The sequence below is a fragment of the Pseudomonas sp. Fl5BN2 genome (genome assembly GCF_009908205.1).
Taxonomy (GTDB): domain Bacteria; phylum Pseudomonadota; class Gammaproteobacteria; order Pseudomonadales; family Pseudomonadaceae; genus Aquipseudomonas.
Window position 1 is genome coordinate 163287 of sequence record NZ_JAAARL010000008.1, and the last position, 13506, is coordinate 176792.

Consider the following 13506-nt stretch of genomic DNA (forward strand, 5'->3'; position numbering starts at 1 on the left):
CTTGGCACGTAGCATCGGTAGCGGAGTGTGTCTATAATCGCCGCCACTTTTTGGTCAATCCGGCCAAGTCATTTGGTCAACTAACGGGGGCAACGCCCAATGAGCTACAGCAAGATTCCGGCGGGCAAAGACCTGCCGAACGACATCTACGTCGCTATCGAAATCCCGGCCAACCACGCGCCGATCAAGTACGAAATCGACAAAGACAGCGATTGCCTGTTCGTTGACCGTTTCATGGCCACCCCAATGTTCTACCCGGCCAACTACGGCTTCATCCCCAACACCCTGGCTGACGACGGCGACCCCCTCGACGTGCTGGTCGTGACCCCTTACCCAGTGACTCCAGGCTCGGTAATCCGCGCCCGTCCAGTGGGTATCCTGAACATGACCGACGACGGCGGCGGCGATGCCAAAGTGATCGCGGTACCACACGACAAGCTGTCCCAGCTGTACGTCGACGTGAAGGAATACACCGACCTGCCGCCACTGCTGCTGGAACAGATCAAGCACTTCTTCGAGAACTACAAAGACCTCGAAAAAGGCAAGTGGGTGAAGATCGACGGTTGGGGCAATGCCGATGCAGCCCGCGCCGAGATCCTGAAGTCGGTTGCCGCCTATAAAGGCTAAGCAGCAGCGGTAAGCTTCGAGCAACAAGCTTCAAGAAAAAGCCCCGAGTGATCGGGGCTTTTTTGTTCCTGCAGCTTTCACCCTTTACCGTAGGAGCCGGCTTGCCAGCGAACCTCACGCATCCAGCAACAAATTCCCCGCACTTTCTGCCGCTTAAAAGCCTCTGGATCGCGCTTCGCACTGGGAATTCCCGACAAAAATGCGTATGCTGCGCCCCACATTTGCGCATCGACCCTCCCTGCGGTCAGATCGCCCGACGAAGCGGATGATTTTCTCGCCCAGTCCCACAGCCAGCCGCAAGAGCTGGGTGTACGTTTTGAAGGCTGGTGCGGTTTACCAAAAATGAACCAAGCCAGTCCCCGAGAAGCCGGCCACAAGCCGGCTTTTTAATTGCTAGAAATAATCCTACCCGCTTTTAAAACCGCCCTGATAGCCTATGCACAACAAGGCCTAGCCCTCTCAATGAGAGGGTCGAAATAGCAACGAACACCACTCAGAAATTAAAGTTCTCTTCAAATACGTCAAACATACAGCTTGTCTAAAAAGGATTATTTATGAAGGTCACCGTATTCGGTACAGGCTATGTTGGACTGGTCCAAGGAGCAGTGCTATCTGAGGTGGGACATCATGTGGTGTGCGTCGATATTGACCGGCAACGAATTGATAGCCTGAAAAAAGGGCAGATACCGATCTACGAGCCCGGGTTAGAGGCTCTTGTCATCGATAACTACAAGTCTGGCCGTCTGCAATTTACAACCAATGCAACTGAAGGCGTTGAGCATGGTGAGGTCCTGTTCATCGCCGTGGGAACACCTCCCGATGAAGATGGCTCGGCGGACCTGAAGTACGTTTTGTCTGTTGCTGAAACTATCGCGACGACCATGCAAGACGCCAAAATCATTATCGATAAATCCACCGTACCGGTGGGTACTGCCGATAAAGTCAGTGCTCGGATGAACGAAACCCTGGCAGCCAGAGGTAGAGCAGACCTGACCTTCGACGTCGTGTCCAATCCTGAATTCCTAAAGGAAGGCTCTGCTGTCGCAGATTGCATGCGACCTGATCGGATAGTGATAGGAACCTCCAGCATGCACGCTGAAGGTGTCATGCGCGAACTCTATGCACCGTTCAACCGTAATCATGAAAAGATGATCGTAATGGACGTCCGTAGCGCTGAGCTCACCAAATATGCCGCCAACTGCATGCTCGCCACAAAAATCAGCTTCATGAATGAAATGGCCAACCTCGCAGAAAAGCTGGGAGCTGATATCGAGATGGTTCGCCAGGGAATCGGTTCCGACCCACGCATCGGCTATCAGTTTATTTACCCAGGAGTCGGCTACGGAGGCTCCTGCTTCCCAAAAGATGTTCAGGCACTGGTACGCACCGCGGACTCAATCAACTTTGACGCCCGAGTTCTTAAAGCCGTCGAGCATCGTAACAACGAACAAAAAACAGTTCTCTTTGAGAAAATATCCAAACACTTTAATGGTGAACTGAAAGGCAAGGTTTTTGCACTTTGGGGGCTCAGCTTCAAGCCAAATACTGATGACATGCGCGATGCACCTAGTAGAGTGCTGATGGAAGCCCTTTGGACGGCGGGCGCTAATGTCCAAGCATTCGATCCTGAGGCCATGAACGAAGCCCGGCGTCTCTATCCCAACAACGCTAGCCTGCGCCTTTACTCAAATAAAGAAGACACTCTGAAAAGAGCTGATGCATTAGTCATTATTACAGAGTGGCAAGAGTTCAAAGCACCAGACTTTGATCAGATAGCAATTAGCCTTAATCAACCCGTTATTTTCGATGGTCGAAATTTGTTTGATACTGATCGTATGAAAAGCAAAAAAATCACATACTATTCGATCGGTCGCTAGCGCCTAGCCCTTGGCAACTCAGGCAGGTTGATCATTGACAGCCACACTCAGCTACCGGGCAAACTTAGGGAAGGCATAATGTATAATATATTCACTGAATACAAACATGAGTCAGACTGATCACCCTGTATGGCTACGCCTCCTTCCGCTGGCGCTACGCAAGCGACTGGCTGGGAGAGTCAACATACTGTCAATCATTCACAATAGTGGCTGGCTGCTTCTAGATAAGTTCACCCGAATGTTTTTAGGGTTGCTAGTTGGGGCTTGGGTTGCACGCTATCTCGGGCCTAGCGAGTATGGGGAGCTAGCATATGTAATTGCCTACATTGCTTTCTTTCAGGCTGTAGCAACCTTGGGATTGGACGGCATTGTAATTCGCGAAATATCACGCGATAAAGAAATTTCAAAAGAGGTCCTCGGAACCAGTTTTACCCTGAGAATGTACGCCGGCATAGCCTGCTGGCTAGTTGCAGTGGGTAGCTTGGTGATTATAGACGGATGGAACAGCCCTACTGTTCTAATAGCAGCACTTGCGGGCGGGACATTAATTTTTCAAGCGGCCGACACAATAGACCTATGGTTTCAAAGCCAAGGACAAAATCGGCGCACGGTAATAGCAAAGTTAATAGCGTATCTAGCCTCCAACATACTAAAAGTTGTTCTGATCCTGCTCAAGGCACCATTAGTTGCTTTTGCGCTAGCCATATCTCTGGATATCGCCATTTCAGCTGCCGGACTCTTTTTTGCCTACAAAAAATTTCCCTGTGACGGCCATTGGTGCACGGTAAAGAGCAAGGCACTGGAACTTCTTAGAGAATGCTGGCCTTTTATTCTCAGTGGTTTAGCAGTCATTATCTACATGAGAATAGACCAAGTCATGATAAAAGAGATTCTAGGAGCGAAATCCCTAGGTATCTACTCCGCAATTTTGCCTATCGCAATGGCACCAAACTTCATCCCCACTATCATGTCCGTCGTGCTAATGCCAATCATTAGCAGACTATATAATGAAGACAGAAAAAAATACCACTCCCTGCTGATTTTTATATTTAGAGTTAACTTTTACGCAGCATTATTTATTGCTCTGTGTGTAGCAGCGCTCTCCGACCTCATTGTCTCGATCTTGTTCGGACCTGATTTCATGGAGTCCTCCACGGTACTCAGAATCTATATTTTCTCAAACTGTTTTACATGGTTAGGGATTGCACACAGCTTATGGCTGGTCAATGAAAAACGCGGCATGGTTAGACTGTATGGAACAGTGCTAGGCGCTCTTTCCTGCGTGATTTTAAACTTTCTCCTGATCCCTCTATACGGATTGAAAGGCGCGGCCTTCGTAGCTATCATCGCCCAGTTCATATCAGCGGTCGGGGTGAATTTGTTTTTTGCAAAAGAGTCCTTTATTCTGCAAGCAAAAGGCATTTTATTTCTTAAGAGAGAACTATAAGTGAGCATTAAAAACTACTTGAGACCGGCAGTTGAGGCAATACTGAAAAAGGCCGGGCTACTCTATATTTTCAGATTGAGAAGAGATGCAATTAAAGCTTACGGCTGGGAGCGTAGTGCAACGGCCTATGCGTCCATAGACGCAGAGTCCAACCCGATACCCTGGATCACCTACCCGGCGATAGATTTCTTGGCTTCCCGGGTAAATCGAAACATGAAAGTATTCGAATACGGCAGCGGTAACAGTACCCTTTGGTGGGCAAAGCGTGTAGGAATGGTCAGCTCTGTAGAACATGACTTCAGCTGGCATGAAAAGGTTAAGGCAGAACTCCCAGAAAATGCCAATCTCAAATACATCGAACTTTCATACGATGGTGACTACTGCCGGGCGCTGGCGTGCGGGCAAGATTGGAATATCATTGTCGTCGATGGACGAGATCGTGTTAACTGCCTGAAACAGAGCATCGAAAAAATAGCCAATGATGGCGTAATACTTCTCGACAACTCGGACAGGGACGAATACAAAGAAGGCATCGACTTTCTACTGAACCACGGATATCGCAAGTTAGAGTTCAGAGGGCTGGCCCCTATTGTTACTTACATTTCAGAAACCTCAATTTTTTACAAACCAGATAACTGCCTGGGTTTGTAAATTGAATTCTAGGCTGACGACAATCGAAAGCAATCCTGATTATTGTCTGTCCTTCATATGAACATGTGTGTCCGTCGCTCAGTTTGGAGAGATCACTTTGTACGCGCCAGTTGTTATTTTTGTATATGACCGCCTTGACCACTTGAGGCAGACCATAAACGCTTTGAAACTGAATATACTGGCGCGTGAAACCGATATTTTTATTTATTCAGACGCAGCAAAAACGCCAGAAAATGAAAAAGCCATTTCAGAGGTTCGATCTTATCTCTCCTCAATCTCCGGTTTCCATTCGGTTTCCATCATCCACCGCGAATCAAATTTTGGACTCGCCAAATCCATAATAAGTGGAATTACTGAAACACTGGAGAGTCATGATCGGATTATCGTAATGGAAGATGACCTGGTGACCAGCCCATACTTCTTGAGTTATATGAATGACGGACTCGATATGTATCAAGACCACCCGGAGGTCGCCAGCATACATGGCTATATATATCCTATCGAACACCACGGCCTACCTGACTATTTTTTTCTGAAAGGTGCGGACTGTTGGGGCTGGGCGACCTGGAGAAGAGCCTGGCAACATTTTGTGGCTGATGGCCGCTCACTGCTTGAGCAAATCCAAAAGGCCCCTGACAGGGACGACTTTGACTTCTCCGGCGGTTATAAATATACAAAAATGTTGCAAGATCAAGTAGCAGGCCGAAACAACTCATGGGCAATTCGCTGGTACGCCTCAGCCTTTTTGCGCGGGATGGTTACTCTTTATCCGTCTCGTTCCTTTGTCCATAATATTGGAAATGATGGATCAGGTACTCACTCGGAAATCACCGATCATTTTGACTCCAATATTTCTACGACCTACCCGAAGTTGTCATTGATCAAGACTGAGGATCACGCCTCAGCCCGGGCCCGTATCATCAAGTATTTCAACTCGACCAAGCCCAACTTGATCCGTCGGGTCATTCGCGCCATCAAGCGGAGGCTGTCATGAAGAGAATTATAAAACAACTAATACCCCCCATTTTTCTCAATCTCTATAGAGTCATCAACGGTGCACGCTTTGGCTTCAGAGGAGACTATTCCTCATGGCAGGAAGCTGAAAACGAGTGCCACAACGGCTATGCTGCAGAACCCATTTTTGCCAACGTCAAACAGGCAGCACTCAAGGTGAAAGCCGGTGAGTTTTTCTGCGAACGCGATTCCGTGCTTTTTGAGGCCCCCCAGTATTCGTGGGAGTCATTGGCTTGCCTGATGCACGTCGCCGCTCGCTCCTCAGGCCGGTTGAATGTACTCGACTTTGGAGGAAGCCTAGGTAGCAGCTATTTTAACAATCGACGCTTTCTTTCAGGCCTGAGAGTAAACTGGTCGATTGTCGAACAGGAGCATTTTGTAAGCTTTGGCTCAGAGCAGCTCGAGGACCAGGTACTGCACTTTCACAAGACCGTCGATGACAGCGTCGCAGACAATCAACCCGATGTGATATTACTGTCGAGCGTCCTCCACTACCTGCCCGAGCCATATGAGTGGCTTGACCGCCTTCTCGCCGTTGGAAGCCCATTCATTCTGATTGATCGCACTCCTGTAGGATGGGCTGGAAGGGATGTGATAAAAGTTCAGAAAGTTCACCCTTCAATATACACAGCCAGTTATGCCTGTCGCATACTCGACATGAAAAAACTGTTAAGCACTCTAGAAAAGCACAACTATAAAGTTTTGGAAAAATTCCAAACAAGCATTGATGGAGATATTAAAGACGGGAAATACATGGGTATATTTTCCGAACGATGCGCATAGCCAGGCAACAGCACACAATAATTCAAACAAATGAAACGCGCCACTGAATGGATGGCAGAAAAACAGGTACGACATGAGACCTTGGAGAAAACAAGATGTATAATTTCTGCACACTATTTGATTCGCGCTACATGTCGCGCGGCTTGGCCATGTATGAATCCTTGATAGCCAACTGCCCATCCTTCCATCTGTTCATATTTGCATTTGACAACACATCATTCGAGTATCTTTCCAACGCCAGACTGGCAAACACCACGATTATTTCACTCAAGGAATTTGAAACTGCAGAATTACTAATAATTAAACCCGGAAGAACCCCGGGTGAGTATTGCTGGACATGCACACCCTTCACCATATTGCATGTTCTCGAGAAGTTTCAGCTGGAAAACTGTACCTACCTAGATGCCGACCTATACTTTTATTCCGACCCATCGGCCCTGATAAAAGAACTACAGGATAACTCAATCCTGATTACTGAACATCGATATACGGACAGGTATAACCAGGAAGCAACCAGCGGAAAATACTGCGTTCAATTCATGACATTCAAGGCCACTGAAGCAGGCATGAAGGCCCTGCGCTGGTGGGCCGATGCATGTCAGGAATGGTGCTTCGACAGGTTTGAAGATGGGCGTTTTGGTGACCAGAAGTATTTGGACGACTGGACAGAGCGCTTCCAAGAGGTCCATGTACTCTCCAATCTTGGAGGCGGGGTGGCACCATGGAACGTGCAACAATATCAATTCTCTTCGACAGGGAAAGATACTACCGGCATAGAGATCTCGACACAGCAACCATTTACTCTGATCTTTTACCACTTTCATGGTTTGAAACTACTACAAGACAAAAAAATTGATTTGGGCACCTACATACTGCCTCGCAGAACCAAGGAATTCGTATACAAGCCTTACGTCAACCACCTGATGCGGATCGAGCAATCCATTCAGACAAACACCTCCAGCCCTGAAAAATTCTCCAGTATCACTGCAAAACCCAAAGGATTGAGAGCTTTTGCTCGAGAGTTGCGACGCAAAATAAACGGGTGTTACAATATTCATTTAATCAAGTGGTTTAGTAAATAATGGCTACGTTGATAGATCTTCCTACCTTTACTGATGCCCGAGGATCTCTATCCGTAATCGAGAAGCAGATGCCGTTTACGGTAAAACGCATCTACTACATCTACAATGTAGTGGGCCAGCGAGGCGGGCATTGCCATAAAATCACCAAACAGGCATTAATCTGCTTGGGCGGCAGTTGCAGCATTTTTGTAAATGATGGCCTCTCCGAAACAACCTACACGCTGAGCAATCCTGATCAGTGTTTGCTTTTAGATGCCAAAGACTGGCACACCATGCAAGACTTCTCAGCTTCAGCGACTTTACTAGTCTTAGCCTCTGAGCCTTATGACTCCTCAGATTATATTGACGAGAAATATCCATGATTGAATATGAGAACTTAGGCCGATTGAATACTCCGTTCTTTAAAGAGTTCGAAGTCGCATTCAAGCAAGTACTCGAAAGTGGATGGTATGTACTCGGAAAGAATGTAGCTAAATTTGAGTCTTCATTTGCTAAATATTTACAAGCCGATTACTGCACTGGGGTTGCGAACGGCCTTGACGCATTGGTATTGGCACTTGACGCACTACGTCTCAACGTTGGAGATGAAGTAATTGTTCCCGCTAACACCTACATTGCCAGCATCCTTGCGATAGTGCGTTTAGGTTTGAAGCCGGTGCTGGTTGAGCCTTGCATCCGATCCTACAATATTGATCCGGACAAAATTGCTGCCAGCATCACTCCGCGTACCAAAGCCATTCTAGTGGTGCACTTGTATGGTAAATCCTGCGATATGGATCCCATACTCGATATCTGTTCAAAGCATGACCTGCGTCTGGTGGAAGATTGTGCCCAATCCCATGGAGCAACCTACAAAGGCAAGATGACCGGAACCTTCGGTGATTTCGGCTGTTTCAGCTTTTACCCGACCAAGAACCTTGGCGCTCTAGGGGATGCGGGAGCGGTTATCAGCTCCAACCAGGCTCTGGATAATACAATCAGAAAACTACGTAACTATGGCTCAGTACAAAAATATCACAACGAATTGGCGGGCTATAACTCTAGGCTTGACGAAGTACAGGCTGCGTTTCTGAATATCAAACTCCAATCCCTGGACGCGATCAACACGCATAAGAAAGCACTGGCACAGATATACTTCTCCCTGTTGGACGATGCTTTCATAAAGCCTATTCGTTCTGCCGGGTACGAAGATGTTTTCCATATTTTCAATATCCGACACGCTCAACGTGATCAGCTCAAAGCTTATCTTTTTGAAAACGGTGTTGGCACTGAGATCCACTACCCAATTCCACCAGTTGATCAAGTAGCGATGAAGGGCATAATTCACGGCAACTTCCCTATCTCAGAAGAGATACACAAGACCACTTTGAGCTTGCCTATCTCGTTCTTCCATACAGTAGAAGACATTCGTTTTGTCTGCGAAGTGGCAAATCGTTTTGTTGCTGAGAACCGATGAGATAGCTCAGTCCTCCAAGCTATTGACCTGTCATGCGGAGCCCTCTATGTGATCGGGATCGCCTACGTGCCCCTAGCGATGGTCAAGGAACGGACTGAGCTGAGCTTCAAGTCGACCGCCATGGGATGTTTGCGCAAGCAGGACGTACTCGGCCGTATCGGCGGCGAAGAATTCTCCTGCCTCTTGGTAGCTACCGATGAGGCCGATGCGGTTCAGATGGCAGAGCGTATTCGCCAGGGGTTCTCCGAGTTGACCATGCTGATGAGTCCGGGCGGCTCAGTGCAAGCATCGGCGTAGTGACCACCTGAGAGTTGGGCTACAGTCTGCCGCGTTTGCTGTCAGAAGCGGATGCGACGCTCTACAGCGTCAAAAGCGCAGGGCGAAACAAGGTACAAGCGCCTCAGAGAAAACCCTTCAGCTTCAGCCCGATTAAATTGATAAGGACTTCGAAGCCGCTCTATTCAGTCACTTGAACACTCACGCTTACACTGCCAGGACAGAACACTGCGCGGCCTATACGCGCCAGGCGATCGAGGCCGGCGGCGGTGGTGTGATTCTGCACAGGAAGCACTCGGCCAAGGACTTCGGCTCATCCCTGACCTCCGCCGGATTTGTCGAGCAGCCCGCCGGCCAGGCCCCTCAGGCTGGCGACGTGGTGATCATCCAGCCGATTCCCGGCCATCCCCACGGGCATATGGCGATGTTCAACGGCACACTTTGGGTGTCAGACTTCAAGCAGTTGCATGGTTTCTACCCGGGGCACTCCTACCGGGTGAAGAAGCCCGACTACAAAATCTATCGCCATCCATAAGGGGTCCCCCATGAGAATGCTTTTCTGCTCGTTGCTGGCAGCCGTCGCGTTGCATCAATCAGTCGCCCTGGCCGACTGCGCCAGTTCGCCGAAACCCGCTACCCAGGCGTTTTACAGCTGGTACCTGCAGACCTTCAGCGAAGACAAGGATCCGCTGACTGACAACCTGCCGCAGATGAAGCAGTACGTCTCGGAATCGCTGATTGCCAAGATCAAAACGCAGATGGCCAGTCCCGATGGCCTGGAAGAGGATTACTTCATCAAGGCCCAGGACTACATGGAGGAGTGGCTGACCCAGATCAAGGTCAGCGATCCGCAAGTTCAGGGTTCTACTGCCAAGGAGCAAGTGACTCTGGGCAATACCCCGGACACCACGCAAGTTGTCGATGTGCGGATGATCAAGGACAAGGGCTGCTGGAAGATCGACCAGGTGACTTCCACTGCGGATCAGAGCGACTGATCCGCTGTCCTGCCCTAGCACAACGCTGAAGCGGACTGGCGTGCAGGTCGTCGAATCGAGCGACCTGCCATGCTAAGCTGCGCGCCGTTTCGGGCAAGGGTCCGGGGCATCCTTCACTGGAAAAGGACTCTCAGTCATGTCGTTGCCGGCCGCAGTACGCCTGCCCCTAGCCTTTCTCTCCCTGTGCACGGCCTTCCTCGGCAGCACCTGCGTCCATGCCGACGAACAGCAGGACATCGCCAAGGGCCGTTGGCAGGGCATGGCCGCCATGGCCAATCTGTACCTGGACGACGCCACACCCGAGGACTTCATCGAAGCCGGGGACAATGAAAAGAGCCAGCACGACAACTATGCCGGCGCCCTCACCTACTACCTGACTGCCGCCCGCCTGGACCCGAAGAACGCCTTTGCCTCCTACCAGGCTGCCGGCAGCCTGGCAGCTATGGACAAAAACAAACGGGCGGCCGAGTACCTTGATCAAGCCCGCGAACGTGGTTTCTGGCAACTGGTGCTGCTCAAGGAAGATGACGAACTGGAATCCCTGCATCAGGCCCCTGCCTACAAGAAGCTGCTACAAGCCGCCGAGAAGAACTACCCGGCCATGGCCAAGGATGCGGGCCTGGCGGCCTTCAGCATTCCTCAGGGCAAGGCGCCGGCCGAGGGCTGGCCGGTAGTGGTCTGGCTATCGGGGTTCGGCACCGAAGGCAGCGACGGCATTGATATGCGTGCCGACCTGCTGGGAGATAAAGCCGTGCTGGTTGGTATCAACGGCACCCTCAAGCGCGACGAGCACCGCTTCATGTGGCAGCAGGACTCGGTGGCCAGCACCGAAGCCGCTGTCAGCGCGGCACTGAAAAAACTCGAGAAACAAACCCGTATTGATCGCTCGCGCATCGCTTTGATGGGTTTCTCACAAGGCGCCGAGCACGCCGCTCACTTGATTGCCGACTACCCGCAGCAGTACAGCGGCGCGTTGCTGCTGTCACCCGGCGGCTACCGGATTCCGTTCGGCGAAAACAAGGCCCGGGACAAACGCATTGTCATCGTCCACGGCGCCCAGGAACATGAGAGCAACCAGAAACTGACCGCCACCACGCAGCAGGCCCTGGAATCCGGCAATCAGCTACAGAGCCATGAACACAGCGAAGGCCACACCTTCCAGGCCGACTGGCGCAAGGTGTATCCGGACTACCTGAAGCTTGCCCTGAACCTCTAACCCCGATCAGCAGCGCCTGAGCTTTTCCCAGAAGACCCGGCGCTACGCCTGCTGCCGCCTATTGCTTGGCCGGCACTATAGGCCCCGGGGCCTTTACCTGAGTCATCAGGTCATCGTCCCACTGTCCCTCGACCTTGACCTGAGCCAGGGCTCCCAACTCCATCGCCTCGATCAGGTTGTGGTTGAGGTACACATAAGTGCCCGGCTGTTTGAAGGTATAGAGCGCCGCCAACGCCGAGCCGCCGGGAATGAACCAGGTTTCAAGGTTGCGCTGCGGGGCGTTGGCGAACTTGCCGGTGGTCCAGACCCAGTCGCCGTGGCCGCCGATCAGGTGCGGACGGCTGTCGCGATTGGCCTGGGAGTGAATGAACAGCACGCTTTCACCGACCTTGGCGGTCAGCGCGTTGGCCCCGGTCAGGGCGCCAACCCGCCCGTTGAACACCACATGGCTCGGTGTCAGCGTACGCATCACCTCGCGGGTGTCCTGGTAGCTGGAGGCCAGATCCGGGTAGGACTTGTAGTGCCCGTCCTTGTCCTTGGGAATGTACAGGTCGAACTCGCCGATGGTGTAGGCGCGGTCATAGTGCAAGGGCTTGCCGGCAGGGTCTTTCAAGCCTTCGCGCGGCAGCACCATCAAGGTCCCGCTCATGCCCGAGACCACATGCCAGGGCACCATGCCCGGCGGCGCGCAGTGGTAGACGAAGGTTCCGCTGCGGTCGGCCTTGAAGCGCAGCACCACTTCCTGCCCCGGCAGTACCTGGGTCAGGGCCGCCCCGCCCAGGGCCCCGGTGGCCGCATGAAAGTCGATGTTATGGGGCATGCTGTTGCTGGCCGGATTGCTCAAGGTCAGCTCGACGTAGTCGCCCTCGTGCACCACCAGAGTAGGGCCGGGCATGGAGCCGTTGAAGGTCATGGCCTGCAAGGTGGTGCCCTGGTCATCCACCACCATCTTTTTCTCTTCCACATTCATGCGGAACTGCACGACCTTCGGTGGCCCGTTGACGGCCTGCTCATGGACATGCACCTGGGGCGGCGCCACCAGGTCAATCTTGACCCTCTGCAAGCCATCGGCCCCGGCGGCCAACACCAGGCTGGAGGCACAGCTGCCGGCCACCACACAGCACTTCAACCACGCTTGAAACGTACCCATGCTCTGCATTTCCCTGCCAATGAATGGTGATTCATTGCAAGGCAAATACCGGGCAATCGTATTGTCTCAGGGCAATAAACGAATGCCCGAACCGCCGGATAGGTTGAGCTCGATCATGGATAGCTGAAACTACGCACCAGGGTCAGTTCCCCGGGGGCACGCATCGGCACGATGAACGACTCGCTCTTTTCATTCACCGTGCCTTCCTCGGTGATTACCGTGACTTGGGCGGTGGTCAGCGGCTGTACGGCATTTTCCTGGCCGCCGTCTTCGTCATCATCGCTGCGCAATCCACCACCGTAGTAGTTCACATAAACCAGGTACTGCCCCTTGAGCGGCGCCGGCATGGAGAAGATTTCCGGGCCATAGCCGGTGGTCACGTCCACATCAAGGGCCGCGCCGTTGTGAGCCACACGGTCGCCATACCAGATGTGCGCGCCGTCGGGAGTCACCAGGTGCAGGTCGAGGTCGGTGTTGTCACTGTCCCAGGACAGCAGCACCCGCAGTTTCGGCGGGGTGACGCCACCACCGGCATTGAGGAACTGCACGCGTTTGCGCTGCTGGCCATCGGGGCTGCGTACCTCAACGCTGTTGCTGCCGTTGGGGAAGGAATAAGGCCGGTCGAAGCCGCCCTGATCATCGAACTTGAGCGGCATGCTGACGCCGTTGACGATCAGCTTGCCTGGCTGGTTGGCGACCTTGGGCGCGCCTTTGATCTGACCGCGAATACGCGCGGTATCGGCCTGGCCCTGGGGAGTGTTCACCGAGGAAGCCGGGTAGTTGACGGTCTGGCGGTATTGCTCTCCGTCATCGGCGCGGGTACGCCAGCCGCCTTTTGGCGTATCAAGCTGGATGCCGCTGTCGGCCATGGCCATAGGCAGGCTGAATATTCCGCAAAGGAACAGGAGGACCGGGGGAGCAGGAAGTTTCAT

Annotated in this window: 15 protein-coding genes; 13 read left to right on the forward strand and 2 right to left on the reverse strand. The window is 52.0% G+C overall.

The genetic code is table 11. The features are described from left to right. Positions 1–99 precede the first annotated feature (99 nt). The 13 genes from ppa to GV819_RS13445 all read left to right on the forward strand — a co-directional run bounded on the left by ppa (position 100) and on the right by GV819_RS13445 (position 11424). Entirely contained in the window at positions 100–627 is a 528-nt protein-coding gene (gene ppa / locus GV819_RS13385; RefSeq protein ID WP_003219382.1) for an inorganic diphosphatase, read from the forward strand. A gap of 554 nt (positions 628–1181) precedes the next feature. Next, positions 1182–2504, forward strand: coding sequence for a UDP-glucose dehydrogenase family protein (locus tag GV819_RS13390; protein WP_161756560.1), 1323 nt, complete (start codon positions 1182–1184; stop codon positions 2502–2504). 106 nt (positions 2505–2610) lie between these two features. Then, positions 2611–3951, forward strand: a complete 1341-nt coding sequence (locus GV819_RS13395; RefSeq protein ID WP_161756561.1) for a flippase — start codon at positions 2611–2613, stop codon at positions 3949–3951. After that, complete coding sequence (locus GV819_RS13400) at positions 3952–4602, forward strand: FkbM family methyltransferase (RefSeq protein ID WP_161756562.1); 651 nt, start codon at positions 3952–3954, stop codon at positions 4600–4602. Between the two features lie 67 nt (positions 4603–4669). After that, positions 4670–5596 (forward strand): glycosyltransferase, encoded by a 927-nt coding sequence (locus GV819_RS13405; RefSeq protein ID WP_218579753.1) that lies wholly within the window; start codon positions 4670–4672, stop codon positions 5594–5596. Further along, positions 5593–6399, forward strand: coding sequence for a methyltransferase, TIGR04325 family (locus GV819_RS13410; protein WP_161756563.1), 807 nt, complete (start codon positions 5593–5595; stop codon positions 6397–6399). Before GV819_RS13405 ends, GV819_RS13410 begins: the two co-directional genes overlap by 4 nt. 95 nt (positions 6400–6494) lie before the next feature. Continuing rightward, entirely contained in the window at positions 6495–7481 is a 987-nt protein-coding gene (locus GV819_RS13415) for a glycosyl transferase (protein WP_161756564.1), read from the forward strand. Beyond that, complete coding sequence (locus GV819_RS13420) at positions 7481–7843, forward strand: sugar 3,4-ketoisomerase (RefSeq protein ID WP_161756565.1); 363 nt, start codon at positions 7481–7483, stop codon at positions 7841–7843. Before GV819_RS13415 ends, GV819_RS13420 begins: the two co-directional genes overlap by 1 nt. Then, entirely contained in the window at positions 7840–8937 is a 1098-nt protein-coding gene (locus tag GV819_RS13425; protein WP_161756566.1) for a DegT/DnrJ/EryC1/StrS family aminotransferase, read from the forward strand. The genes GV819_RS13420 and GV819_RS13425 overlap by 4 nt, the downstream gene beginning before the upstream one ends. A 48-nt stretch (positions 8938–8985) precedes the next feature. Beyond that, positions 8986–9234: a diguanylate cyclase domain-containing protein gene (locus GV819_RS33185; RefSeq protein WP_368668894.1), complete on the forward strand. Its 249-nt coding sequence runs from the start codon at positions 8986–8988 to the stop codon at positions 9232–9234. A gap of 172 nt (positions 9235–9406) precedes the next feature. Continuing rightward, positions 9407–9748, forward strand: a complete 342-nt coding sequence (locus GV819_RS13435) for a CHAP domain-containing protein (RefSeq protein ID WP_178125995.1) — start codon at positions 9407–9409, stop codon at positions 9746–9748. A gap of 10 nt (positions 9749–9758) precedes the next feature. Beyond that, positions 9759–10208 carry a DUF3828 domain-containing protein gene (locus GV819_RS13440; RefSeq protein ID WP_161756567.1) on the forward strand — a complete coding sequence of 150 codons (450 nt, stop codon included), beginning with the start codon at positions 9759–9761 and terminating at the stop codon, positions 10206–10208. A gap of 136 nt (positions 10209–10344) precedes the next feature. Next, positions 10345–11424 (forward strand): dienelactone hydrolase family protein, encoded by a 1080-nt coding sequence (locus tag GV819_RS13445; protein WP_161756568.1) that lies wholly within the window; start codon positions 10345–10347, stop codon positions 11422–11424. A 58-nt stretch (positions 11425–11482) separates the two neighbouring features. Here GV819_RS13445 and nirK read toward each other — a convergent pair whose 3' ends face one another. After that, positions 11483–12574 (reverse strand): copper-containing nitrite reductase, encoded by a 1092-nt coding sequence (gene nirK, locus GV819_RS13450; protein ID WP_161756569.1) that lies wholly within the window; start codon positions 12572–12574, stop codon positions 11483–11485. 113 nt (positions 12575–12687) lie between these two features. Beyond that, a complete protein-coding gene (locus GV819_RS13455) occupies positions 12688–13506 on the reverse strand; it encodes a YfaP family protein (protein WP_161756570.1) in 819 nt (272 codons plus the stop codon).

What these genes read in the sequence shown, in the direction of transcription:
- ppa (WP_003219382.1), top strand. Translation starts at nt 100, where the DNA reads ATGAGCTACAGCAAGATTCCGGCGGGCAAAGACCTGCCGAACGACATC.
- GV819_RS13390 (WP_161756560.1), top strand. Translation starts at nt 1,182, where the DNA reads ATGAAGGTCACCGTATTCGGTACAGGCTATGTTGGACTGGTCCAAGGA.
- GV819_RS13395 (WP_161756561.1), top strand. Translation starts at nt 2,611, where the DNA reads ATGAGTCAGACTGATCACCCTGTATGGCTACGCCTCCTTCCGCTGGCG.
- GV819_RS13410 (WP_161756563.1), top strand. Translation starts at nt 5,593, where the DNA reads ATGAAGAGAATTATAAAACAACTAATACCCCCCATTTTTCTCAATCTC.
- GV819_RS13415 (WP_161756564.1), top strand. Translation starts at nt 6,495, where the DNA reads ATGTATAATTTCTGCACACTATTTGATTCGCGCTACATGTCGCGCGGC.
- GV819_RS13420 (WP_161756565.1), top strand. Translation starts at nt 7,481, where the DNA reads ATGGCTACGTTGATAGATCTTCCTACCTTTACTGATGCCCGAGGATCT.
- GV819_RS13425 (WP_161756566.1), top strand. Translation starts at nt 7,840, where the DNA reads ATGATTGAATATGAGAACTTAGGCCGATTGAATACTCCGTTCTTTAAA.
- GV819_RS13440 (WP_161756567.1), top strand. Translation starts at nt 9,759, where the DNA reads ATGAGAATGCTTTTCTGCTCGTTGCTGGCAGCCGTCGCGTTGCATCAA.
- GV819_RS13445 (WP_161756568.1), top strand. Translation starts at nt 10,345, where the DNA reads ATGTCGTTGCCGGCCGCAGTACGCCTGCCCCTAGCCTTTCTCTCCCTG.
- nirK (WP_161756569.1), bottom strand. Translation starts at nt 12,574, where the DNA reads ATGGGTACGTTTCAAGCGTGGTTGAAGTGCTGTGTGGTGGCCGGCAGC.
- GV819_RS13455 (WP_161756570.1), bottom strand. Translation starts at nt 13,506, where the DNA reads ATGAAACTTCCTGCTCCCCCGGTCCTCCTGTTCCTTTGCGGAATATTC.